The sequence below is a fragment of the Herbaspirillum huttiense genome, from assembly GCF_047300815.1.
Lineage (GTDB): Bacteria > Pseudomonadota > Gammaproteobacteria > Burkholderiales > Burkholderiaceae_D > Herbaspirillum > Herbaspirillum huttiense_A.
Window position 1 is genome coordinate 2,512,149 of record NZ_CP178608.1, and the last position, 24,404, is coordinate 2,536,552.

23 protein-coding genes are annotated in these 24,404 nt (G+C 58.1%); 16 read left to right on the plus strand and 7 right to left on the minus strand.

The features are described 5' to 3' along the window. The first annotated feature begins 15 nt into the window (after positions 1-15). Positions 16-927: an SPFH domain-containing protein gene (locus tag ACLRDN_RS11650; RefSeq protein ID WP_034336986.1), complete on the plus strand. Its 912-nt coding sequence runs from the start codon at positions 16-18 to the stop codon at positions 925-927. A 3-nt stretch (positions 928-930) separates the two neighbouring features. Continuing rightward, on the plus strand, positions 931-2,217 hold the full coding sequence (locus ACLRDN_RS11655) for a serine hydrolase domain-containing protein (protein ID WP_413460141.1): 1,287 nt from the start codon (positions 931-933) through the stop codon (positions 2,215-2,217). A 116-nt stretch (positions 2,218-2,333) separates the two neighbouring features. Here the strand turns inward: ACLRDN_RS11655 and ACLRDN_RS11660 are convergent, their stop codons facing one another. Both ACLRDN_RS11660 and ACLRDN_RS11665 read right to left on the minus strand, forming a co-directional pair. Beyond that, a complete protein-coding gene (locus ACLRDN_RS11660; protein ID WP_413460142.1) occupies positions 2,334-3,758 on the minus strand; it encodes an ATP-binding protein in 1,425 nt (474 codons plus the stop codon). 1 nt (position 3,759) lies between these two features. Beyond that, a complete protein-coding gene (locus ACLRDN_RS11665) occupies positions 3,760-4,449 on the minus strand; it encodes a response regulator transcription factor (RefSeq protein ID WP_039788247.1) in 690 nt (229 codons plus the stop codon). Positions 4,450-4,820: 371 nt separating this feature from the next. Between ACLRDN_RS11665 and ACLRDN_RS11670 the strand changes: the two genes are divergently transcribed. Further along, positions 4,821-5,582: a hypothetical protein gene (locus ACLRDN_RS11670; RefSeq protein WP_413460143.1), complete on the plus strand. Its 762-nt coding sequence runs from the start codon at positions 4,821-4,823 to the stop codon at positions 5,580-5,582. A 46-nt stretch (positions 5,583-5,628) separates the two neighbouring features. Beyond that, positions 5,629-7,191, plus strand: a complete 1,563-nt coding sequence (locus ACLRDN_RS11675; protein WP_413460144.1) for a hypothetical protein — start codon at positions 5,629-5,631, stop codon at positions 7,189-7,191. 73 nt (positions 7,192-7,264) lie between these two features. Here ACLRDN_RS11675 and smpB read toward each other — a convergent pair whose 3' ends face one another. Continuing rightward, positions 7,265-7,714: an SsrA-binding protein SmpB gene (gene smpB / locus ACLRDN_RS11680; RefSeq protein WP_039788244.1), complete on the minus strand. Its 450-nt coding sequence runs from the start codon at positions 7,712-7,714 to the stop codon at positions 7,265-7,267. A gap of 67 nt (positions 7,715-7,781) precedes the next feature. Here smpB and ACLRDN_RS11685 point away from each other — a divergent pair, with 67 nt between their 5' ends. From ACLRDN_RS11685 to ACLRDN_RS11705, 5 genes are all read left to right on the plus strand, one after another. Then, entirely contained in the window at positions 7,782-8,213 is a 432-nt protein-coding gene (locus ACLRDN_RS11685; RefSeq protein ID WP_413460145.1) for a type II toxin-antitoxin system RatA family toxin, read from the plus strand. After that, the gene (locus tag ACLRDN_RS11690) at positions 8,206-8,511 is read left to right on the plus strand and encodes an RnfH family protein (RefSeq protein WP_413460146.1); all 306 of its coding nucleotides are present in this window, start codon (positions 8,206-8,208) and stop codon (positions 8,509-8,511) included. The genes ACLRDN_RS11685 and ACLRDN_RS11690 overlap by 8 nt, the downstream gene beginning before the upstream one ends. A 132-nt stretch (positions 8,512-8,643) precedes the next feature. Next, positions 8,644-10,113: an IMP dehydrogenase gene (gene guaB / locus ACLRDN_RS11695; RefSeq protein WP_145602312.1), complete on the plus strand. Its 1,470-nt coding sequence runs from the start codon at positions 8,644-8,646 to the stop codon at positions 10,111-10,113. A 105-nt stretch (positions 10,114-10,218) separates the two neighbouring features. Further along, on the plus strand, positions 10,219-11,811 hold the full coding sequence (guaA, locus tag ACLRDN_RS11700) for a glutamine-hydrolyzing GMP synthase (RefSeq protein ID WP_145602311.1): 1,593 nt from the start codon (positions 10,219-10,221) through the stop codon (positions 11,809-11,811). 307 nt (positions 11,812-12,118) lie between these two features. Then, on the plus strand, positions 12,119-13,315 hold the full coding sequence (locus ACLRDN_RS11705; RefSeq protein WP_413460147.1) for a tyrosine-type recombinase/integrase: 1,197 nt from the start codon (positions 12,119-12,121) through the stop codon (positions 13,313-13,315). A gap of 66 nt (positions 13,316-13,381) precedes the next feature. On the opposite strand, the gene ACLRDN_RS11710 is transcribed toward ACLRDN_RS11705, so the two are convergent. The 3 genes from ACLRDN_RS11710 to ACLRDN_RS11720 form a co-directional block, all read right to left on the minus strand. Beyond that, the gene (locus tag ACLRDN_RS11710) at positions 13,382-13,618 is read right to left on the minus strand and encodes a helix-turn-helix transcriptional regulator (RefSeq protein ID WP_139970872.1); all 237 of its coding nucleotides are present in this window, start codon (positions 13,616-13,618) and stop codon (positions 13,382-13,384) included. Between the two features lie 121 nt (positions 13,619-13,739). After that, on the minus strand, positions 13,740-14,273 hold the full coding sequence (locus tag ACLRDN_RS11715; protein WP_413460148.1) for a hypothetical protein: 534 nt from the start codon (positions 14,271-14,273) through the stop codon (positions 13,740-13,742). Positions 14,274-14,277: 4 nt separating this feature from the next. Then, on the minus strand, positions 14,278-14,721 hold the full coding sequence (locus ACLRDN_RS11720; protein WP_413460149.1) for a hypothetical protein: 444 nt from the start codon (positions 14,719-14,721) through the stop codon (positions 14,278-14,280). A 306-nt stretch (positions 14,722-15,027) separates the two neighbouring features. Between ACLRDN_RS11720 and ACLRDN_RS11725 the strand changes: the two genes are divergently transcribed. From ACLRDN_RS11725 to ACLRDN_RS11735, 3 genes are all read left to right on the plus strand, one after another. Then, positions 15,028-15,912 (plus strand): hypothetical protein, encoded by an 885-nt coding sequence (locus tag ACLRDN_RS11725; protein WP_413460150.1) that lies wholly within the window; start codon positions 15,028-15,030, stop codon positions 15,910-15,912. A 41-nt stretch (positions 15,913-15,953) separates the two neighbouring features. Next, positions 15,954-16,295: a TraK family protein gene (locus ACLRDN_RS11730; RefSeq protein WP_413460151.1), complete on the plus strand. Its 342-nt coding sequence runs from the start codon at positions 15,954-15,956 to the stop codon at positions 16,293-16,295. A 285-nt stretch (positions 16,296-16,580) separates the two neighbouring features. Beyond that, the gene (locus tag ACLRDN_RS11735) at positions 16,581-16,967 is read left to right on the plus strand and encodes a plasmid mobilization protein (RefSeq protein ID WP_413460152.1); all 387 of its coding nucleotides are present in this window, start codon (positions 16,581-16,583) and stop codon (positions 16,965-16,967) included. Positions 16,968-17,020: 53 nt separating this feature from the next. Here ACLRDN_RS11735 and ACLRDN_RS11740 read toward each other — a convergent pair whose 3' ends face one another. After that, entirely contained in the window at positions 17,021-17,329 is a 309-nt protein-coding gene (locus ACLRDN_RS11740) for a DUF6388 family protein (protein ID WP_413460153.1), read from the minus strand. 340 nt (positions 17,330-17,669) lie between these two features. On the opposite strand from ACLRDN_RS11740, the gene ACLRDN_RS11745 reads away from it, so the two are divergent. From ACLRDN_RS11745 to ACLRDN_RS11760, 4 genes are read left to right on the plus strand one after another with little or no spacing between them, the layout of a single operon-like run. After that, positions 17,670-18,293, plus strand: a complete 624-nt coding sequence (locus tag ACLRDN_RS11745) for a recombinase family protein (RefSeq protein WP_413460154.1) — start codon at positions 17,670-17,672, stop codon at positions 18,291-18,293. Beyond that, the gene (locus ACLRDN_RS11750; RefSeq protein WP_413460155.1) at positions 18,290-21,073 is read left to right on the plus strand and encodes a class I SAM-dependent DNA methyltransferase; all 2,784 of its coding nucleotides are present in this window, start codon (positions 18,290-18,292) and stop codon (positions 21,071-21,073) included. Before ACLRDN_RS11745 ends, ACLRDN_RS11750 begins: the two co-directional genes overlap by 4 nt. Continuing rightward, entirely contained in the window at positions 21,070-23,193 is a 2,124-nt protein-coding gene (locus ACLRDN_RS11755; RefSeq protein WP_413460156.1) for a DEAD/DEAH box helicase, read from the plus strand. Before ACLRDN_RS11750 ends, ACLRDN_RS11755 begins: the two co-directional genes overlap by 4 nt. After that, a complete protein-coding gene (locus tag ACLRDN_RS11760; RefSeq protein WP_413460157.1) occupies positions 23,186-24,382 on the plus strand; it encodes a GIY-YIG nuclease family protein in 1,197 nt (398 codons plus the stop codon). The genes ACLRDN_RS11755 and ACLRDN_RS11760 overlap by 8 nt, the downstream gene beginning before the upstream one ends. Positions 24,383-24,404 lie beyond the last annotated feature (22 nt).

The following is a 24,404-nucleotide window of genomic DNA, read 5'->3' on the forward strand; positions in this document are numbered from 1 at the left end:
TTTCAGGAGAATTTCATGCTGGGTAGCGTTACTCTGGTCATTTTCTTCCTTGCCATCGTCTTCGTCGTGCAGACGGTCAAGGTGGTCCCGCAGCAGCACGCCTGGGTGGTCGAACGCCTGGGCAAGTACCACGCCACGCTAGCCCCGGGCCTGAACATCGTGGTGCCGTTCATCGACCGCGTGGCCTACAAGCACATCCTCAAGGAAATCCCGCTGGACGTGCCGCCCCAGGTCTGCATCACCAAGGACAACACGCAACTGCAGGTCGACGGCATCCTGTACTTCCAGATCACCGACCCCATGCGCGCCTCCTATGGCTCCTCCAACTACATCGCGGCGATCACCCAGCTGGCGCAGACCACGCTGCGCTCGGTGATTGGCAAGATGGAGCTGGATAAAACCTTCGAGGAACGCGACCACATCAACACCGCCATCGTCAGTGCCATCGATGAATCGGCCGAGAACTGGGGCGTGAAGGTGCTGCGCTATGAAATCAAGGACCTGACCCCGCCCAAGGAAATCCTGCACGCCATGCAGGCCCAGATCACTGCCGAACGCGAGAAGCGCGCCCTGATCGCTGCCTCGGAAGGGCGCAAGCAGGAACAGATCAACATCGCCACCGGTGAGCGCGAAGCCGCGATTGCCCGCTCCGAAGGCGAGAAGCAGGCCTCCATCAACCGTGCCGAGGGCCAGGCTGCGGCCATCCTCGCCATCGCCGAAGCCAGCGCGGAAGCGATTCGCAAGACCGCCGCCGCCATCGAGCAGCCGGGTGGTTCGGATGCGGTCAACCTGAAGGTCGCCGAACAGTATGTGGACGCCTTCGGCAAGCTGGCCAAGACCAACAATTCCATCATCGTGCCGGCCAACCTGGCGGACATGAGCGGGCTGATCGCCTCGGCCCTGCAAGTCGTCAAGCAGCAGAAGTAAGCCATGCGTCCACGTTTCGTTTCCGTTTTATCGTTCAAGCCGTGGGCGGCGCTGATGGCGGCCGGTTTGCTGTCGGCTTGCATTTCCGCGCAGGCCCAGGAAGCCGCCGACACCGCCGCCCTGGCCGAACGCGTCGACCAGCAGATGACGCAATTGCTGGGCCGATATCCCGTGCCCGGCGCCAGCATCGCCATTGCCTACCAGGGCAAGCTGGTCTACCAGCGCGGGTATGGCATGGCGGTGACTGAGTCCAATACGCCGGTCACGCCGCTGACGCGTTTTCGGATCGGCAGCGTCTCCAAGCCGGTGACGGCGGTGGCAGTGCTCAAGCTCTTCGAGAAGGAGTTGCCGCAGGTGCTGGATCGGCCCGTGTTCGGTCCGGATGGTTTGCTGCCCGATGCGGCCTATCCCGACTTTGCCCAGCCACTGGACCAGCGGGTCCTGAAGATTACCTTGCGAGATCTCTTGCAGCACACCAGCGGCTGGGGTGGCAGCGACTACGATCCGCAATATGACCTGGTCAATATCGCCAAGGCGCGCCAGGTGGCCGCTCCGGCCTCGGCCCGCGACGTGATCGCCTACGTGCTCAAAGAGCGCCTGCTGGATGCGGCGCCAGGCACGGAGTACTTCTACAGTAATTTTGCCTACAACGTCCTGGGACGCCTGGTGGAACAGAAGTCCGGCATGTCCTATGAAGAGGCGGTGCAGGCACTGGTCTTCAAGCCCGCTGCAGTGGAGGATGCCGCCATCGCTGGCGACCACCGCATCGAGCGCGCCGCCAACGAGACCGTCTACTATGATGATCCGCGCTGGCCCGCCGTGGCCGATCGCGATGGTAGTGGCGCCACCGGGCCGGAATCCTATTCGGCCCTGCATTTCAAGGCCATGGATGCCACCGCCGGCTGGATCGCCACGGCCGCCGACCTGGTGCACTTTGCCGATGCGACGCAGGGGCGGGGCGTTGCCGGCTTGCTGCAACCGCAGACGCTGGCACTGATGAAGCAGCGCAATCCCGCACAGGCCGAGAACAACTATGGCCTGGGCTGGGTGGTGACCCGCAGCAATGGCGTGGAGATCCTCTCCCACAGTGGCGCACTGACTACCGGCACCTACGCCTACCTGCAATCGCGTGCCGATGGCTGGACCTGGGCGGTGCTGATGAACCGCCTGCCGATTCCTTATCCGCCGGAGCAGGGCGTGAGCGAGCTGCAGGCCTTCCAAGTGGCGGTGCAGCGCGGGTTGATGAATGCCATCGTCAATCCGGCGGCATTGCCTTCTGCTGCGCAATAATTCATCCACCCAAACCCCATTGAAAAGCCCCGTCCGGCGTAAAGCCGGACGGGGCTTGGTCTTGGTGCATATCGTTTATATTGTTCATATCGTGCCTATCGCACGCGAGGCGGCGATCAGATCTCGGCAGTGTCTCCCCGTGCCGGCTCATCGGCCATGAAGGGTAGCGTGATGTCCACCCGCAGTCCGCCATCGGGCCGGTTGGCGGCGCGGATGAATCCTTGGTGCGCTTCCACGATGCGCCGTGCAATCGACAGCCCCAGTCCATGTCCGGCACTGTTGCTCTTGGTGCGGCTGCTGCGGAAGAACAGTTCGAAGATGCTGTCCATCTCTTCCTCCGGCACGCCCGGTCCGCGATCGAGAATGGACAGGTGCAGCAGCTTGTTGACCTCGTCGATCTCGGCCACGAATTGCACCGCCGTCTCGGGGGCCGTGTGCTTGATGGCATTGCGCAGCACGTTCTCGATGGCGCGATAAAGCAGTTCCGGATTGCCCTTGACCTGCACCCGGCCATCGATGCGGCTTTCCACCCGCTTGCCCAGCGCCTCGGCTTCGAAGCTGGCGTCGCTGGTCATGTCGGCCAGCATGGACTCGATGGCGATGGCTTCTTCCATCGAACCGGGGACGTTGGCTTCCAGCCGCGAGAGGGTCAGCAATTCGCCCACCAGCTTGTCCATGCGCACGCTTTCGCGCTCGATGCGTTCCAGGGTCAGTTCCAGCTTGTCCTTGTCCTGCACGCGCGCCAGGCCAATGGCCATCTGCAGGCGCGCAATGGGCGAACGCAGCTCGTGCGAGACGTCGTGCAGCAGGCGGCGCTGGCTTTCCATCAAGGTGCGCAGCTTGGCCGTCATGGCGTCGAAGTCGCGGCCCAGGTCGGCCAGTTCATCGTTGCGCGCGCTCATGACCGGTTCCAGTTCCTGGTCCAAGTTGCCATTGGCGGCCTGGTTGAAGGCATTCTTGAGGTGCCGGATCGGGTGCGAGAAATACCAGGCCAGCAGCAGCGCAAACACCAGGCTGGCCACCAGCGCCACGGCAATGGGCATGGTGGGGAAGAACAGCGGCTTGGGTCCGCCGCGATCCTTCATGTAACGCGGCTCGCGGCCCGGCATGCCGCCCGGGGGCGGACCGAACTCGTCGTTGGGCGTGGGGACGAACATCAGGTAGCTGTGGCCGTTGGCGGCCTTGACCAGTTCCACCACGCGGCGCTCGCGTTCGGTGGCCAGCACGCGGCGCGCTTGTTCCACCAGATGCGGGGAGACTTCGCGGCCCATCAGGTCCTGGTTGTCTTCGTCCACCGCATAGAGCTGCAGGCGATGCGGCCGGCCCTCGTTGATCAGGCTGCGCAAGGCTTCCGGGCCACCGAACTGCAGGGTGGCGGCGGCCGCGCGGATCATGAAGGAAGCCGGCGGACTGAGGTCGATCTCCGAACTGCGGTTGCTGCGTTCCAGGTTCTCGATCCAGAACAGCACGCCCACGCCGAAGGTGGCGGTGATCTGGGCGATCGCGATGAAGAAAAAGAACTTCCAGAAAAGCCGGCCCACTTTATTCCTTGATGAACTGGTAGCCCAGGCGGTAGACGGTCTGGATGCAGCTCTTGTCGCTGCCCAGCGCGGCGATCTTCTGGCGGATGCTGGAGAGGTGGACGTCGATGTTGCGGTCGAAGCGCGCCAGCGGGCGTCCCAGGCCTTGCTCCGACAGGGTCTGCTTGCTGACCGGCTTGCCGGCATTGCGGGCCAGCACTTCGAGCAGGTTGAATTCGCTGCTGGTCAGTTCCAGCGGACGGCCATTCCAGGTGGCGCGGCGCTGTTCCGGCCACATCGACAGGGCACCCACGGCCAGCGGCGAATAGGGTGCCTGCTCGCTGCTTTCGGCCGAGGCGCGGCGCAGGATGGCGCGGATGCGCGCGGCGATCTCGCGCGGCGTGCAGGGCTTGGGGACGTAGTCGTCGGCCCCGAGCTCCAGACCGATGATGCGGTCGGTGTCATCGCCCTTGGCGGTCAGCATCACCACCGGCATGTTGCTCTTGGCGCGGATGCGGCGCAGGGTGTCCACGCCATTGAGGCGCGGCATCATCACGTCCAGCACGGCGATGGCGTATTGGCCGGTGAGCGCCTCGGCGGCGCCGGCTTCGCCGTCATGTGCGACGTTGACTTCGAATTTTTCCTGCTCCAGGTATTCCTTGAGCATCTCGACGAGTTCCACGTCATCGTCGATCAAAAGCACTTTAGACATTGCTGCATTCCATTCTCGAATTGCCCTGCCTCCAGGCCGCAGGGCGTCGGCAGCCCGTAATATGCCGTAAAAGGTTTTGCAGAAGTGTTTCCGGCCTTCTTTACAATTGCATCTTTACATTCATTTACCGCGCCTTGCGGTATGCCCGGATGCCGCGCGAACTCGCATTCCGGGACAGGGAAGTTCACAAGTGCCTGCCGGCAACCCGCGCCAGGCTTGGCCCGCGCGGGAGTGCTGCCGACACGGGCTTAACAAGACTTTACTCGGCTTTACGCAGCAGGCGTGAACTTAACACGCCTTGATGACCGATACTTTTGGTGCGTACAAGGGAGCGATGCATGGGGCATTGCGCACAATAAAAGGAGTCCGTCATGGCCATCAGCAGCGTGTCGTCCAGCAATTTCAGTCTCGCCGATCTGTCGGGGTTGTCCGGGACCAGCGGGTTTTCCACCAGCGCCTCGCCGCGCATGGATGCGCCGCCACCGCCGCCGCGCGGTGACAAGGGCGGTGGCTTGATCGGCGCGCTCAAGGATATCCTGTCTGCGCTCGGCGTCGATCTCGACAGCTCCGCCACCAGTGCCACGTCGGTGACGTCAGCGACCACCACTTCCTCCAGCAGCAGCGTCTCCTCCGGCAACGTCGATTCCAAGCTCGATGCCTTCCTGCAGGAATTGATGGCGGCCCTGAAGGGCCAGAACAATCCGCCGCCGGGACCGCCACCGGCCAGCACCACCTCGTCCTCGGACAGCAGCACGGGCAGCGTAGCGGCCACCAGCGATGCCAGCAGCACGAGCAGTACGACCAGCTCCACCAGCACCACCAGCACTGGCAGTTCAACCAGTACCGATGCCACCGCTCGCGCCTACACGCCCGGCGGCCCTCCGCCGCCACCGGGAGGCGGGCTGGAAGCGGATCTTCAGAGCCTCATCTCCAGCCTCTCCGGCAACAGCAATGGCACCGACTCTGGCTCCGGTGACGGCACGGTGTCCTCGCTGCAGAGTGCGTTCAGCAACCTGCTCGGTTCCTTGGGAGCGTCCTCGTCCACGACTTCGCTCTCCAGCTTCCTGCAAAGCCTGCAGAGCAAGCTGGCCGCAGGCAAGACTACCGGCAACCTGATCGACACCACGGCGTGACGGCAAGGGCAGTGCCGGGCGCGGCAGCCATGCTAAGCTGCCGGCCATGAATGCTCCCGACCCTGCCAACCTGGCCGGCATCATGGGCCTGATGTGCGAGGCCATCGCCCTGCGCGGCGCCGGGCAGCCCGAGGCTGCCATCGCTGCGCTGGATCAGGCCTTGATGCTCGATGCCAGCTTCCTCCCGGTGCTCATGCAGCGAGCCAGCCTGTTGCATGAGACGGGCGACCTGGCCGCCGCAGCAGCAGCCTATGAAAGCTGCCTCGACCTGGTGCCCGACTATGACGAAGCCCGCGTCGCTCATCGTGCCGTCCTGCAGCAGTGGGCCAGCGCGCTTGCGGAGGCCCCGCGTTCCGATCAGCGGACCTTGTTGGCCCGGCTGTATTACCAACTCGATCAGCCGCTGCTCGCCCTGGCCACCATCGAAGCAGCGCGCCCGCTGGCTGCGCTGGAGGACCAGGCCCTGCATGCCGATATCCTGCTGCGGCTCAACCGCCATGAAGAGGCCTTGGCCTGCTATCGCGACGACGCGGCCGACGGTGAAGCACGCGCCCTGATCGCCTTCAATCGCGCCGACATCCTGCGCCGCATGGGGCGCATCGAGGCTGCGCAGGCCGGATATGAAGAAGCTTTACGCTGCCATCTGGACTTCCCTCAAGCCCGCGTGGGGCGTGCGCATATGCTGCTCATTCGCGGTGACTATGCCGAGGGCTGGCGCGAACATGAAGAGCGCTTCCAGATTCCGGAATTGGCCCGGCGCGCCATCGCCACGCCCAGCCCGCGCTGGCAGCCTGGCGAGTCGCTCAGTGGCAAACACGTCCTCATCTGGTCTGAACAAGGGCAGGGCGATTGCCTCCAATTTGCTCGCTACCTGCCGCTGGTGGCAGCGCAGGCGGCTCAGGTCACCCTGTGCGCCCCCGCAGGCTTGCTGGCGGTGCTTGCGCCGTCCTTTCCGCAAATCCGCTGCGTGCCGCATGTGAGTGAAGCTGGTCCGCATGATTGCCACGCTTCCTTGCTCAGTCTTCCTTACCTGCTGGATCTGCCGCATCCGAGCCAGGCGCCGTTTGCGCCTTACCTGCATGTGGATCCGATCCGCCTTCAGCAGTGGCAGCAGCAACTCGGCGACGGCGTGGAGGCGTCACCGCGCCGCCCGCGCATCGGCCTGGCCTGGGCCGGGCGTCAGTACGCCACGCCGCACCCCAGCCGCGATGTGCCGCTGGCGGAGTGGCTGCCCTTGTTTGAGCTGCCGGTAGAGGTGGTCAGCCTGCAAGTCGAGATCCCGCTGGCTGATCAGAACGTGCATCAAGGGCTGGCGGACAGGCTCAGGACCTTCCCGCTGGCGGATTGGGCCGATTCAGCAGCGCTGGCCTGCGCGCTGGATCTGGTCATCAGCGTCGATACCGCCGTGGTTCACCTGGCCGGCGCGCTGGGCTTGCCGTGCTTCCTGCCGCAGCGGCTGGAAGGCGAGTGGCGCTGGGGCGTGCAGGGCGGGCAGAGTGCCTGGTATTCCTCGGTGAGGCTGTTCCGCCAGCAGCAGCGCGGGCAGTGGGGCAGTGTGGTCCAAGAGATCGTGGCCGCTTGCCGCGAACGCTTTGCCGGGTGGAGCTGAGCGCACTGCTTGCGGACATGAAAACGGCTGCACAAGGCAGCCGTGGTCGCAGTCAAGGAGAGGCAGGAAGGGATCAGCGGCGATGCTGCTTCATCGCCGACTGGATTTCGCGCTGGGTGTCGCGCTGCTTTTCGGTCTCGCGCTTGTCGTGCTGCTTCTTGCCCTTGGCCAGGCCGATGTCGCATTTGACGCGGCCTTTGCTGTAGTGCAAGTTCAGTGGCACCAGCGTGTAGCCGGAACGTTCCACCTTGCCGATCAGCTTGCTGATCTCGGCGGCATTCAGGAGCAGCTTGCGGGTACGGGTGGTTTCCGGATGCACGTGCGTGGAGGTGCTGGTCAGCGCACTGATGTGGCAGCCGAACAGGTAGACCTCGCCATTGCGCACGATCACGTAGGCTTCCTTGAGCTGCACGCGGCCGGCGCGGATCGATTTGACTTCCCAACCTTGCAAGACGAGGCCTGCTTCGAATCGCTCTTCGATGAAGTAATCGAAAAAGGCCTTTTTGTTATCAATAATGCTCATCTAAATAAAAATTCGTCTCGTCGGTTAAAATTGTGCCTTTGCGATTTTATCAAACGGATCACCCTCGATGGCAGTCGTACACAAAACCGTCCTGATCAACTATAGCGCGGAGCAGATGTTCAACCTGGTCGACAAGGTTGAGGATTACCCTGAATTCCTGCCCTGGTGTGGTGGTGCCGAGGTCTCCGAGCGCAGTGATGATACGCTCACGGCCAAGATCAAGATCAATTATCACGGCCTCAAGCAATCCTTCAGCACCCAGAACACCAACGTGCGCCCGACCAGCATGACCATGCGCCTGGTAGAAGGCCCGTTCAAGCATTTCGAAGGCCGCTGGACCTTCAAGCCGCTGCGCGAGGATGCCTGCAAGATCGAATTCGACATGGAATATGAATTTTCCAGCCGCATCCTCGAAGGGGTGATCGGGCCGGTCTTCAGCATGATTGCCAACAGCTTCGTCGATTCCTTCTGCAAACGCGCCGAACAGATATATGGCTGAAGAGGCCTTTTTGCAAGTCCAGCTCTGCTACGCGGCCCCCGGCCTGCAGATCCTGCAGGAGCTGCAGGTAGCCCCCGGCAGTACCATCCAGCAGGCTATCCTGGAAAGCGGCCTGCTGCGCGAGCAGCCGGCCATCGACCTGTCGGTGTGCAAGGTCGGCATCTTCGGCAAGATCAAGACGCTCGACACGGTGCTGCGCACACGCGACCGCATCGAGATCTACCGGCCGCTGATTGCGGACCCCAAGCAGTCGCGCCGCCGCCGTGCCGCGCACCGGGAGCAAGCGGACCGCCCTTGAGCGGCGCTGCTGCCCGGCCCAGCATCCCAGCCTTCCGGCATTTTTACGACGCCCGGAGGGAGAAACGCAAGTAGAGCAAGACGCGCGTTCAGCTTTTCTGTATAATTCGCTTTTGCGCCTATAGGAAACACTATGCGTCTTCTCCAAAAAGCACTCACGTTCGATGATGTGCTGCTCGTTCCGGCCTTCTCGGACATCCTCCCCAAAGATACTTCCCTGACCACGCGCCTGACGCGCAACATCTCGCTGAACATTCCGCTGGTCTCGGCGGCCATGGACACCGTGACTGAAGCCCGCCTGGCCATTGCCATGGCGCAAGAGGGCGGCATCGGCATCATCCACAAGAACCTGACGCCCAAGGAACAGGCGCGCGAGGTGTCCAAGGTCAAGCGTTTCGAGTCCGGCGTGGTCCGCGACCCGATCACCATTCCCCCCACCATGAAGATCCGTGACGTCATCGCGCTGTCCAAGCAGCATGGCATTTCCGGCTTCCCGGTGGTGGAAGGCAAGGCGCTGGTCGGCATCATCACCAACCGCGACCTGCGCTTTGAAGAAGAACTGGACGCAGAAGTCCGCGCCAAGATGACCCCGCGCGACAAGCTGGTCTACGTCAAGGAAAACGGCTCCAGCGCCGATCCGGAAGAAGCCAAGCGCCTGATGAACAAGCACCGCCTGGAGCGCGTGATGGTGGTCAACGATGCGTTTGAGCTGCGCGGCCTGATCACCGTCAAGGACATCGAAAAATCCACCGAACACCCCTTCGCCTGCAAGGACGAACACGGCAAGCTGCGCGTGGGCGCCGCCGTCGGCGTCGGACCGGACAATGACGAGCGCATCGAGCTGCTGGTGGCGGCTGGCGTGGACGTGATCGTGGTCGACACCGCCCACGGCCACTCTGCTGGCGTGCTCAACCGCGTCAAGTGGGTCAAGACCCGCTACCCGCACGTCGAAGTCATCGGCGGCAACATCGCTACCGCCGCCGCCGCCAAGGCTCTGGTGGAACATGGCGCGGATGCTGTCAAGGTCGGTATCGGCCCCGGCTCCATCTGCACCACCCGTATCGTCGCCGGCGTCGGCGTGCCGCAGATCTCGGCCATCGCCAACGTCGCTGAAGCCCTCAAGGGTACTGGCGTTCCGGTGATCGCCGACGGCGGTATCCGTTTTTCGGGCGACGTCGCCAAGGCGCTGGCCGCCGGCGCTTCGGCCGTGATGATGGGCAGCATGTTCGCCGGTACCGAAGAAGCCCCGGGCGAAGTGATCCTGTACCAGGGCCGCAGCTATAAGTCGTATCGCGGCATGGGTTCGCTGGGTGCGATGGCGGACGGTTCGGCCGACCGCTACTTCCAGGACGGCGACAACACCGCAGACAAGTTCGTGCCGGAAGGCATCGAAGGCCGCGTTGCCTACAAGGGCTCCGTGGTGGCGATCCTGTATCAGCTGGTGGGTGGCGTACGCTCCTCCATGGGTTACTGCGGTTGCGCCTCCATCGACGACTTCCGCGAGCGCGCCGAGTTCGTTGAGATCACCTCGGCCGGCATGCGTGAATCGCATGTCCACGACGTGCAGATCACCAAGGAAGCCCCGAACTACCGCGCCGAGTAATTTTCGATGCGGCCACAGCCCGACAGTCCACCGGCCTTGTGCCAGGCTGTCGGGCTGTTGATCTTTTCAGAAGTCCATTTTTAACGTAGCCAGACCTCACTGCCCATGTCCACGCATTCGCATTCGAAAATCCTGATCCTCGACTTCGGTTCCCAGGTGACCCAGCTCATCGCTCGCCGCGTGCGCGAAGCCGGTGTGTTTTCCGAGGTATTCCCGCATGACGTGACCGACGAGTTCGTGCGCAACTACGGCGCGGCCGGCGTCATCCTCTCCGGCGGCCCCAACAGCGTCACCGAAGGCGACACCCCGCGTGCCCCGCAGGCGGTCTTCGAACTGGGCGTGCCGGTGCTGGGCATCTGCTACGGCATGCAGACCATGGCCGAGCAACTGGGCGGCAAGGTCGAAAACGGCCACCTGCGTGAATTCGGCTATGCCGAAGTGCGCGCCCACGGCCACACCAAGCTGCTGGACAACATCAGCGACTTCACCAATGCGCAAGGCCACGGCATGCTGAAGGTCTGGATGAGCCATGGCGACAAGGTCAACGAAATGCCTGCCGGCTTCAAGCTCATGGCGTCCACCGGCAATTGCCCCATCGCCGGCATGGCCGACGAAGAGCGCCGTTTCTACGGCCTGCAGTTCCACCCGGAAGTGACCCACACGGTGCAGGGCAAGGCCATGCTGGGCCGCTTCGTGCACGAGATCTGCGGCTGCCAGTCGGACTGGAACATGCCGGACTACATCGCCGAAGCCGTCGAAATGATCCGCCAGCAAGTGGGCAGCGATGAAGTCATCCTGGGCCTGTCGGGTGGTGTTGACAGCAGCGTGGCCGCAGCGCTGATCCATCGCGCCATCGGTGACCAGCTGACCTGTGTGTTCGTCGACCACGGCCTGCTGCGCCTGGACGAAGGCAAGATGGTCATGGAGATGTTTGCCAAGAACCTGGGTGTGAAGGTGATCCATGTGGACGCCACCGCACAGTTCATGGGCCACCTGGCGGGCGTGACCGATCCGGAAGCCAAGCGCAAGATCATCGGCCGCGAGTTCGTGGAAGTGTTCCAGGCTGAATCGGCCAAGCTGACCAGCGCCAAGTGGCTGGCCCAGGGCACGATTTATCCGGACGTGATCGAAAGCGCCGGCAAGGGCAAGAAGACCGCCCACACCATCAAGAGCCACCACAACGTCGGCGGCCTGCCGGAAACGCTGAACCTGAAACTTTTGGAGCCGCTGCGCGAACTGTTCAAGGACGAAGTGCGCGAACTGGGCGTGGCGCTGGGCCTGCCGCCGGAGATGGTGTATCGCCATCCGTTCCCGGGTCCTGGCCTGGGTGTGCGTATCCTGGGTGAAGTGAAGAAAGAGTACGCGGACCTGCTGCGCCGTGCGGATGCGATCTTCATCGAAGAACTGCGCAATACGAAGGATGAAGATGGTCAAAGCTGGTACGAGAAGACCAGCCAGGCCTTTGCCGTGTTCCTGCCGGTGAAGTCGGTGGGCGTCATGGGTGATGGCCGTACCTACGAATACGTGGTGGCCTTGCGTGCGGTGCAGACGCAAGACTTCATGACGGCGCACTGGGCGCATCTGCCGCATGAACTGTTGGGACGCGTGTCCAATCGCATCATCAACGAGGTGCGTGGCTTGAACCGGGTGGTGTATGACATTTCTGGGAAGCCGCCGGCGACGATTGAGTGGGAATGATTTCGGGTCTGGCAATGCCAGGCAACTGAAAGCATCGCATCACCCGGAAGCCCGCGTCACTGCGGGCTTTTTTGCGTTTTGGCCTGGCATTGGCTGGCAAGGATTGGTTGCGGCAAGCAAGATTTATCCGTGGTATTGGAGCTGGTATTATCAATGCGTGATGCCATGTTCATGTGTCGATACCATGAGCTGTTCGTTGGGGCGGGCATGGTACTGAATTATGCTAGTTAATTGATTTTATTCAGTATTGTGTGACCTAGGACGAGCTTTTTTCACATGGTATCGACGACGCCAAAAATGGGGATTTATGCTGACCGATACCAAGCTGCGCAATCTGAAGCCGACTGACAAACTGTACAAAATGAATGATCGGGATGGCCTTTATGTCGCAGTAACGCCCGCCGGATCCATCTCTTTTCGCTACAACTATTCCATTCATGGCCGCCAGGAAACCATAACGTTCGGACGCTATGGTATTGGCGGAATTACTTTGTCAGAAGCACGGGAGCGGCTGGGCGAGGCCAAGAAGCTGATTGCCGTTGGGAAGTCGCCGGCGAAAGAAAAGGCGCGAGATAAGGCACGCGTTAAAGACATCGAGACTTTCGGCGCTTGGGCAGAAAAGTGGCTACGTGGATATCAAATGGCCGATTCGACACGCGATATGCGGCGCTCTATCTTCGAGCGCGAGTTGAGACCCAAATTCGGCAGTCAGAAGCTGATTGAAATCGGTCACGAGGACTTGCGAATGTTGACGGATGCCATTGTGGAGCGCGGCGCGCCGGCGACGGCCGTTCATGCGCGAGAGGTTGTTTTTCAGATTTTTCGCTGGGCCATCGAGCGTGGGCAAAAGATTGAGAATCCGGCTGAGCTAGTGAGACCGGCATCGATAGCTAGATTTGAGCCACGTGACAGGGCGCTGTCGCCGGAAGAAATCGGTTTGATGTACCAGTACATTGAGCGTATTGGTACTACCCCTTCAATTCGGGCGGCGGCTAAGCTATTGCTGCTGACGATGGTTCGCAAAAGTGAACTGACTAACGCGACCTGGAGCGAGATCAATTTTAGTGAGGCGCTTTGGACTATCCCGAAAGAACGGATGAAGAGGCGTAATCCTCATTTGGTGTTTCTTTCTAGGCAGGCCCTAGATATTTTCATAGCTCTCAAGACTTTTGCGGGCGGATCTGAGTATGTTTTGCCTTCGCGGTACGACTCCGATTTGCCGATGAGCAGCGCCACACTCAACCAGGTTCTGACCTTGACATATCGGCTGGCTCAGAAGGAGGGGCGGGTACTTGGGAAATTTGGACCGCACGACTTGCGACGCACTGCGAGTACCTTATTGCATGAAGCCGGGTATAACACTGACTGGATTGAAAAGTGTTTGGCGCATGAGCAAAAAGGTGTGCGAGCTGTTTATAACAAGGCCGAATACCGCGAGCAGCGTACCGGAATGTTGCAGGACTGGGCAAATATGATCGATGAGTGGACCGCAAAGCGGCCCTAGTACCAGCCAATCAAGGTCAGGTTTGCTTCTTCTGGCGTAGACCTATTTTCAATGCCAACAGAAGTCTTAAGCGATGATCCAGGAAGCAAGGCCAGGGCGTGAAGCTTGAACGCCCGAAGTTTTGCGGGTCTCAATCCACGCCTCGACTTCGGCTAAATCCCATGCGACGTTTCGGGATGTCAATGCAATTCGACGAGGGAATTGTCCACGCTGTTCCATGTTGAAAATAGTGCGCTCTGACAGTGGGATCATTGTCAGTAGCTTTTTGCGATTTATAAGCACTTTAGTCGTGATAGCTGACATTATTTTCCTCTTTAAGCATTGGCAGGGATGTGCACGATGATGCCAGCAGAGATATGTTTTGTTTGCGCATTAATTGGTCATTTTGGTTGACGTTCTCATGGGCTTAAGGAGCTTCCATAATTCAAAGACGTAGTTCATCGGAAATGGATGCCAGGGCTTTAGATACGGCCTGTCTGCTTAAGGTTTTTTCCTCTGTCGTCAGTACTCGGGCAATTTCCGACTGGTTAAGTCCAGATAGCTGAAGTGCGAGGATTTTCTTTTTGGAGTCCGTGAAATTTCTATCGACCATTTTCCGAGCCAAATTGCGAAGATCCGCTTGGTCTGCCGGTGTCAGGGTCTGCTGGGTGAAAAAATGAAAAAAGTAGTCATCGATAATTGCATCTCCACTTTGAGCCGCCCCTCGCTTTGATCTCCTGGTCGCTTGGCGAGTGCATCTTTCCAATTCCAGATTGAATCGATTCAAGGATCGTTTGGCTTGCCTGTACTTGGGATTCCATTCGCCGTTTGCCAGCTTCGGCCGATGATTGTTGCAGTATCGGCTGCTTAGTCTCAATTCATCATTTTCGGAATTGCCGCGCCAGCTGAATTCCTGCTTGGCAAAGGTGCTTAATTCCGAATATGCGCCGCAAAATTCACAAAACGAAAGTCGGCGCATGCTGTTAAGTTCGCGCGGTCGGCCCTGAGTATCGCGCAGTGGAACCCGAGCAGCTTTTTTTCAAGACGCAAGCCCCAATTAACTCAATCAGGGTTTCGAGCGTGGCGACAAATTGAGTATCTCTCTCGTCTTGCGTATCAATCGTGTTGATGAATTGGCGCAGCATCAGGCGCTGAAGCCGATTCGTCGGCTCCATGCCAACTTGTCGAATAATCGTACTAAAACTGATCTGAGTGCTGGCCCCTGGAAAGAAGCCAGAGTATGCCGCAGGAAGGGTGGCGAAATATGCGAAGACAGCTGGATCAATTGTCTTTTGTATCAGTTGCACTATGGGGTAGCGCCTCGACACAGCCGAGAAGGGGTGCCATTGATTCAAAAACTGACTGGTAGCTTTGGCAACGGCGGGATCACAGCCCTTCCAAATTTCGATTGTCAAATAATTGGCCATGACAACCATTATGGCCAATCATCGAGGTGTAGGCAATTCTTCTAATATCTATTCTTCGGAAACATTCGGTTGTTTCTGGAGATTTACTGATGACATTGGAAGAAGTACTCGTAAGGCGATATGGCCCTCTATTGAGTTTGAGTCAGTTGGCCGCAGTGCTCGACAGGTCGCCTGATGGGTTGCGGATAAGCCTTCGAGGTCCGGGCGAGTGGGCTGCGAAATTTAACGCGGCGAAGTTGAAGGTCGGAGGACGAGTCTACTTTCGGACATCTCAGGTGGCCGAATTTCTGGCAGGTGGCTAGAGGTATGGGGGAGCCAATTATTCTTCGTCGACACGTTCAGAGAGACTTTACGACTATACCGAACGATATTATTCACGATCCGCGTTTATCCTGGAAAGCCTTGGGGTTGCTAATTTTTATGCTCTCAGTTCCTGACAACTTTCGCTTTTATCTTGCGCATCTGTCTAGTCTGAAGCCGACTGGCCGAGATGGGACGCGAGCCGGGTTAAAGGAATTGGAGGCGGCTGGATATTTGGCAATTCGGCGAGAGCGGCAGTCGGGGCGGTTTTCGCAGGTTTTTTGGGATTTAACTGATTCGCCGCCAGGTGGTATTCCGCAGCGATCTAAGTCACCACGTTCGGAAAAGCCGAATGCGGTGAAACCGGTTGCGGTCTTGCCGAATTCGGAGAAGCCGACGCTAATAAGAACTAATACTAAACAAGAACTAAAAGAACAAAAAACTACTACTACTACTGTAGCGATAGAAAATACTGCTGCACCAGGCGCTGAGAACACCACCTCCGCGGTGGATGATATTCATTGGCCACCAGAGTTGAATGATGAACTGCGTCCGCATTGCGAAAAAATTCTCAGTAGGTGCCCAGTCGATCAGCGACAGCTAGTTCTTTACGAGTTGGCTGGGCATATGTTGAGGCGCGCCGTAAAGTCTCCAATTGGCTTGCTTCATCGACTCGCCGAACTTGCTGGGGTCGGGAAGTTTGTGCCCGCCGCAGCTCTGGAATATCAGAAAAAGCTGAAGGCCGGCGCAGCGGCGACCGGCCTGGCCGTAGTGCATGGCGAGCAGGCTGCGGTACCAAGTGGACGAGATGTCGCTAAGGCTCAACTCGCATCGATACGCGGGCAAATCAAGGACGCAGAGGTAAAGAGGGCGAGAAAGCGGTATTCATGATCTTTGGATGGAGTGTATTTGAGGATTAATTGGGAGATTTTTTGAAAACGCTATCTGAACGAATTGCTGATCGTGTCAAAAGCAAGACAACGGCGTCACCTCATGCGAATCGCGCAGTGGTTTTGGCGCTTCGTAATGACATTCAACTCGCGCTTGATGATGGTTGGTCTGTGCTTGCCATTTATCGGGCCTTATCTGAAGAGGGGCGCATTGCTTTTAGCTATCAGGCCTTTCGCCGTTACGTAAATCAGATTCATCTTGGAAAACGGTCTCTAGGACCGCTGAAAGTGGAGCAGATCGGGCGCGATGGTTCGCCGAGGAACGCCTCTCTTGCAAGAGGATTCGGATTTGATCCTGCTCCAAAAAAAGAAGATCTGCTTTGACATGATTGAACTATTCAACTTCTGTTCTAAGCCCATGTTTTTCTGAGTCGCCAGCGTTCAATTTGCGTTCGAGGAGCGCAATTTGAGTGCGGTAATCGAGTTTTCATGAAATCGAGCCGGGAAGGCTGGAGGAATCGGGGCTGCTCGCGAAAAATTGACGGCGTTAATGCGGGCAGGATGTGTGAAGTAGGCCCACTCGGGAGCGAATGGGCCTACTTCACTTCCCTTATTCGCGCCGGCTGGCGCTCAACGGGAATCCTGCTCCTTTAGCTTGTAAAGGAAAAGATGAAAGCAGCAAATGTGGGCGTCGCTTCCGCGACTCGAAAAGGTTGCAACCCAATTAAAGTCTATTGCCTGCCCGAGGAGCGTACTACGATTGAGGGACTGGCAAAGATCAGCGGCCATAGTGTTTCCACTTACCTGCGATTGGTGGGGCAGGGGGCACGCATGTCATCTGTATTGGATCATGAGTGCGTCAGAGAGTTGGCTAAAATAAACGCTGATCTTGGGCGGTTGGGAGGGTTATTGAAGCTTTGGCTTGCCGACGAATCGAAGTTTTACTCGACTGAGAAATTGGGCGGTGGACGGATGATTGCTGATGTCCTGAAGGAGATTCGAGCTAATCAGGAGAGGATGTACTCTGCCGTGCAGGCTGTAAGGACTCATCTCTAGCTAGAAATTTTAGCCGCTAAAAAATTTGCATAAGCCATAGCGGCGATGTGGTTTTAGCTTGCCGGGAATTTCAGCGGATCAATGTCAGCGATCATGGCTCGCCACTCTGCTAAAAGACGCTGAAACTCTTCCGCGCTGTCTGCAATGTAGTGCAAAAATAGTTCGTGATCATCGAGTCCGTTTTTCTCTGCATAATCATCTATCGCAAGCATTGTCTCTAATGACCTGCAATCTTCCAAGCTGCTGTTGCAATTCTTGGCATATTCGTCGGTGATTGAGTCAATGTGCCGTTTTATCTCCGGATGCTCTGCAAGAAAACGCTCGCGCGCTTTATTTCGTTGTTGTTGCGTGAACCTCGCCATATATGCCTCACTGTATTTGTTTTAAAGGAATAATACTGCGATTCGCCGCTCAGTAAGTCCGCGCACAAAACGTGTCTTTATTTTGCACGGTACCGTGCAGAATCCTGCACCTTCTATGTACGCCATCTGCAGCGACGGCTAATCAGTTCCTGAGGATTGCTCCTTTAGGGGTATTTGCACCTTGTTGTGTAAGTAATGAGGGAGCAACTGAAGCCCATTTGCCAAAATTGCTGGCAAACGGTGGTTGTCAGGATGCCGCTGCGCTGCATGCTGACGAGCTGCCAGAAACACCTCAATCTGTTAAAATTCCCATCAATTTTTCAACGTCCGGCAACTGTCAATGAATCAACGGATCGGCTATGCCCGCGTTTCGACGGATGACCAGAACCTGGATCTGCAGCGCGACGCGCTGCGCCTGGCTGGGGTCAGCTCCGTCTACGAAGAGGCGGCGAGCGGCAAGACTGCTGCTCGACAGGAACTTGACCATTGTCTGAAAGCGCTAGGAGCGGGGGACACCCTCGTGGTGTGGAGACTGGATAGGCTCGGACGTAGCCTTCCGGACCTAGTGCAGATCGTCGCCGGCTTGGAGGAGAACGGGATTGGTTTCGAGAGTATCACCGAGAAGATCGAGACCACTAGCGCGGCTGGGAAGCTGGTCTTCCATGTGTTTGCGGCGCTGGCACAGTTCGAGCGCAATCTGATTCGGGAGCGGACACGGGCTGGTCTGGTCGCGGCACGAGCGCGTGGCCGGTCTGGGGGACGCAAGCCAAAGTTGGATGCACGACAAATTAGAGAGATCAAGCGCCTGATGTCTGACCCAACTATCCCGGTTGGCCAGATCGCAGAACGCTACAAGGTTTCGCGGACAACCATTTATAAAGTGGCGCCCCGTAGCGACGTGTCGCCTGGTGAGCCCCAGCCAGGCGCGAGCGGGAAGAAGTCACATAGGCAAGAGGTTGCATGAACGCAGTAGAAATCGAGCAAGCCCTTTCAGAACTAGCATTCCAGCCCTTCGATGCGGCTGAGTTTCCCTACGCCTTCCTGGCTGCCTTCGGCCACAAGGACACCACTCTCAAGCGTCTGCGCACGGGCAACAACAATGCCTCAGACATCGCCGGTGGTGTGCTTCTGCGCAACAACATCCACATCGCGGTTTGCGAGGCTGGCACTCCGGGTGCGGGGCTCAAGGCCTTGCGCGCCAGCCCCGCCACGACGAAGGCGAAGGCTAAATTTATCCTTGCCACCGATGGGCAGACGCTGGAAGCCGAGGAACTGGCTAGTGGTGAAACCATTGTCAGCCCATATTCGGACTTTCCGAACCACTTCGGTTTCCTGCTGCCGCTCGCTGGCATTTCCACTATCAAGGAAATCAAGGACAACCCAATCGACGTGCGCGCCACGGGACGCCTGAATAAACTCTACGTCGAGCTGCTGCGTGAGAACCCGGACTGGGCCAGCGATGCCCGCCGGCCAGACATGAACCACTTCATGGCGCGCTTGGTATTTTGTTTCTTTGCCGAAGACACCGACATTTTCAACGGCAACGGCCTATTTACCCAGACCGTGGATCAGATGAGCGCAAGCGACGGCAGCGACGCACACGAGGTGCTGTCCGAAATCTTCCGCGCGATGAATATCAAGGCGGCCGAGCGCGCCACGGCCTTGCCACGTTTGCCTAATTGGGCCAATAATTTCCCCTACGTGAACGGTGGTCTGTTCTCAGGCAGCACCGAGGTGCCGCGCTTTACGCGCATGGCACGTACTTACCTGCTGCACGCAGGGGCGTTGAATTGGCGCGAGATCAACCCCGATATCTTCGGCAGCATGATCCAGGCTGTGGCTGACGACGAGGAGCGCGGCGCCCTGGGCATGCACTACACCAGCGTGCCCAACATCCTGAAGGTGTTGAACCCACTGTTTTTGGACAACCTACGTGCTGCGCTGACCGAGGCCGGTGACAACGAGCGCAAGCTGCTGAACCTGCGCAAGCGCATGGCTCGTATCCGGGTGTTTGATCCAGCTTGTGGCTCAGGTAACTTTTTGGTCATCGCCTACAAACAGATGCGTGAGATAGAGGCGGAGATCAATCGCCGGAGGGGGGAACTGCATCTGGGTAGCGAGATTCCACTGACCAACTTCAGGGGTATCGAACTGCGCAACTTCCCTGCAGAAATTGCGCGCCTAGCACTTATCATTGCTGAGTTCCAGTGCGACGTGCTGTATCGCGGACAGAAGGACGCTCTTGCAGAGTTTCTACCACTGGACGCACAGAATTGGATTGTTTGCGGCAATGCATTGCGGCTCGACTGGTTGACCATATGCCCGCCGACTGGGACACGCGTGAAAGTTTTGGCTGAAGACCTATTCGGCGGCCCTTTTAATCAGGCACAAATTAATTTTGAGAATGAAGGAGGGGAAACATATATTTGTGGCAATCCCCCGTATCAGGGAAGCGTAAATCAAAAGGACGAGCAGAAGGAGGACTTGAAATCGATTTTCGGCGGGATTGTCTCATCCTTCAAGGATCTAGACTACGTTGCCGGTTGGTTTGTCAAGGCTGCTCAATATGTTTCGCGCACCGACGGCTTAGCAGCTTTTGTAGCCACAAACTCGATCTGTCAGGGCGAGCAAGTTGCAATGCTATGGCCCTACATATTTGATTTGGGTCTAGACATTGTTTTTGCTCATACCTCGTTTGCATGGAGCAATAATGCGGCCAATAATGCCGGGGTTACATGCATTATTGTTGGTATTGGAGCGAATTCAGGTAGAGATAAGAAAATCTATAGTGATGATCTGGAAAGAACTGTTTCGTCAATTAGCCCGTACTTGACGCAAGGCTCGCAAGTTGTCGTAGCAAAGCGATCTGAGCCAATTAGTGATTTACCGAAGATGATGACTGGTAATAGTCCATCAGATGGTGGCCATCTGATTATGACTTACGCTGAAGGGCTAAAATTTATCGGCGATTACCCTCATCACGCGCGTTATTTAAAACGGTTTATTGGGTCTCGGGAGTTGATTAACGGTGGGGATCGTTGGTGCTTATGGATTGACGATAACTCTATCGATCATGCCCGTACCAATCTTCAAATAGAAAAAAGGTTGCAGCAGGTTCAGCATGCCCGTGAGGCGAGTCGAGGCGATCAGGCGAAAGGAGGGGTCAATACACCGCATCGATTCGTTTTCGCGCCGCATTCTTCTGTTTTGGCGGTTGCCGTGCCTAAAGTTTCCTCCTCTCGGCGTGAATATATTCCTTGTGCGATAACAAACGATGACACGATTGTTTCGGACTTGGCGCGCGTAATTTACGGTGCTGATTTATGGAATTTTTCAATAGTAGCGTCTAGATTGCACATAATCTGGATTGGTGCAGTTTGTGGAAGATTAAAAACAGATTTTCGCTACTCGAACACGCTCGGTTGGAACACCTTTCCGGTCCCTTTGCTTACGGAACAGAGCAAGGCCGACATGGCGCAATGCGCCCAAGATATCTTACTGGCCCGTGAATCACATTTCCCTGCCACCATCGCCGACCTCTACGACCCGGAGAATATGCCGGATAACCTACGTCGTGCCCACGAGCGCAATGACGAGGTGCTGGAACGAATTTATATTGGCCGCCGCTTCAAAAATGACACTGAGCGTCTCGAAAAGCTGTTTGAGCTGTACACGAAGATGACGGTAACAGAGAAGACTAAGCCCGCCGCGAAGCCAGCAAAGGGGAGAAAGAAAACATCATGAGCAACCACGTTGGCAACCCTACTAATGCCTACACGGTACCGTCGGTGTCCATCTTTACGGCACGGACGGGCGCATCGAACAGGGCCAACGAACTGGGCATGCGCACAATGCAAGAACGTGCCTACGCGAAGCGTGGTGAGCAGTACCTGCTGATCAAGTCGCCGCCAGCCTCGGGAAAGTCCCGTGCGTTGATGTTTATCGCGCTGGACAAACTGCACAACCAGGGCCTGAGGCAGGCTATCGTGGTGGTGCCCGAGCGGTCCATAGGCGGCAGTTTTGCTGACGAGGCCTTGACCAGATTCGGCTTTTATTGGGACTGGGAGGTAGTCCCACAGTGGAACCTTTGCAACGCGCCAGGTGGTGATGAGCCCCGCGCGGCCAAATCTAAGGTGGGTGCGGTGCGCCAATTCCTGGCCAGCAGAGACAAAGTGCTGGTCTGCACGCATGCGACTTTCCGCTTTGCAGTGGAAGAGATGGGAATCGCTGCCTTTGATAACCGCTTGATCGCTATCGACGAGTTTCACCACGTCTCCAGCAATCCGGACAACGTGCTAGGCAGCCAGTTGGGTGCTTTCATAGCCCGCGACAAGGTGCATCTGGTGGCTATGACTGGCTCCTATTTTCGTGGCGACAGCGAGGCGGTGCTGGGCCCTGCGGATGAGTCACGGTTCGAGACGATCACGTACACCTATTACGAACAGCTCAATGGCTACCAGTGGCTCAAGTCGCTGGATATCGGTTATTTCTTCTACACCGGGCCATATGTCGATGCGGTCACCAAGGTGCTGGACCCGGCGCTGAAGACCATTGTCCACATTCCCAACGTAAACGCGCGCGAGAGCCTGAAGGACAAGCAGCGCGAAGTGGATGAGATCATGCACGGGTTGGGCACCTGGACAGGCGTTGACCCCGCCACGGGCTTTCATCTGGTGCAGACCAAAGAAGGTCGTGTGCTGAAGGTGGCTGATCTGGTGGATGACAGCGATCCGGCCAAGCGCACGCGGGTATTGGGTGCGCTGAAAGACCCGGCGCAAAAGGACAACCGCGACCATGTGGACGTGATCATTGCTCTGGGCATGGCCAAGGAAGGCTTCGACTGGATCTGGTGCGAACACGCGCTGACCATTGGCTACCGAAGCAGCCTGACCGAAATCGTGCAGATCATCGGCCGCGCCACACGTGATGCCAAAGGCAAGGAGCGGTCGCGCTTCACCAACCTTATTGCGGAGCCGGCAGCCGAGCAGTCTGCCGTGACCGAGGCCGTAAACGACATGCTCAAGGCAATTTCTGCTAGCTTGCTGATGGAGCAGGTGCTGGCACCCCGCTACGAGTTCACTCCCAAGAATGCGGGTGCCCAGGACGGCTTTCTCTATAACGGCGGCGAGGGTTACCAGGAGGGCGGCGTCAACGTCGGCGTGAACGAGGCCACGGGCCAATACCACGTCGAGATCAACGGCCTGGCCAAGCCAGAGACGCCCGAGGCCACTCGTATCTGCAAGGAAGACTTGAATGAGGTGGTCACCAGCTTCTTGCAGGACAAGATCGCTCTGGAACGTGGTCTGTTCGACAAGGAAAACACTTTGCCTGAAGAGCTGACGCAGTTGCGCATGGGCAAGATCGTGCGCGAGCGCTATCCAGAGCTTAGCGAGAGTGACCAGGAGGCCGTCCGGCAGCACGCCATCGCCGCCATGAACATCACCCAGCAGGCGAAGCTGGCCCTGGCTCAAGCAGACGCCAGCGGCAGCAGCGGTGTACAGGGCAGTACGGCCTTGCTGGATGGCGTTCGCAAGTTCGTCAACGTGCGTGACCTCGACATTGACCTTATCGATCACATCAACCCTTTTGACGCCGCCTACGCGGTGCTGGCCAAGGCGATGGACGAGAAGTCATTGCGTCAAGTGCAAGCTGCCATTGCGGCGAAGAAGGTTAGCATCCCCGAGGACGAAGCCCGCGATCTGTCAACGCGGGCCTTGCAGTTCAAGAACGAGCGTGGCCGCCTGCCTGACATCAACTCGGCCGACGCTTGGGAAAAACGCATGGCCGAAGGAGTAGCTGCCTTTGCACGCTACCGCGCACAGGCCAAGGCAGCGCAGGCACAAGCGGGAGGCGCGAATGGCTGATATGGACGACGACGAACTGTTGGATGCGCTGGGTGTTGAAGTTGCCCCGCTCAAGGTATTCAGCCGGACTCCGCGTGAGGAACGCATCATTGCGGGCTTTGAGGATATCCTTCGCTTCCACCACGCACATGGACAAGTGCCCCAGCACGGCGAAGGCCGGGACATTTTCGAGCGGCTTTATGCCGTGAGGCTCGATCAGTTGCGCAAGCTGCCGGAAGCGCGGACCCTTTTGGCAGAGCTAGACGATCCGGGGCTGCTGGCCGGTGTTGAGGTGGCGAGTACCAATGTTGATACCTTGGACGACGACGCATTGCTGGCCGAGTTGGGTGTTAGCACCGAAACAGCCGACGACAACGACATCACCCTGCTACGGCACGTCCGCTCAAGTGTTGAAAAGCGCGCCGCCGAAGACGTTGCGGACCGTATTGCCTGTAACGACTTTGAGCGATTCCAGCCACTGTTCGAGCGGGCGGAACAAGAGTTGAAGTCCGGCGTGCGCAAGGCCTTGCGCTTTGGTCGCGATGCGAGCGTGGCGGACGGCAACTATTTCATTGTGGGCGGCCAACTTGCCTATGTAGCGGGAATTGGCGACACCATTAAGGCCCCGAATGGCGAGAGCGACGCGCGCTTGCGGGTCATCTATGCCAATGGAACTGAAAGCAACTTACTCCGGCGCTCATTGCAGCGGGCGCTGTACAAGGACGAGACAGGCCGGCGTCTATCCGACCCCGATATGGGACCGCTTTTCGGCGACGCGTCGGAGTCTGACGACATTGAAACCGGAACTATCTACGTGCTGCGGAGCCTTTCCAATCATCCATTCGTCGCAGAACACCGTGATTTGATTCACAAGATAGGTGTGACAGGCGGTAGCGTAGAGACCCGCATTGCAGGCGCTGAAAAGGATGCCACGTACCTGCTGGCGGGTGTGGAGGTGGTTGCCACCTACAAGCTCCACAACCTAAATCGCGTCAAACTGGAAAACATCTTTCATCACTTGTTCGGCGCTGCACAGCTCGACCTCACCATCGAGGATCGCTTTGGACACCCGGTCAGGCCAAGGGAGTGGTTCTTGGTGCCGCTCCACGTGATTGACGAGGCGGTTCAGCGTATCCGAGATGGTTCGATTACCGAGGCTGCCTATGATCCGAAGACCGCTCGACTGGTGGGTTATGCACGGACAAGCTAGCCGATGTCTTCCCGCAGACGTT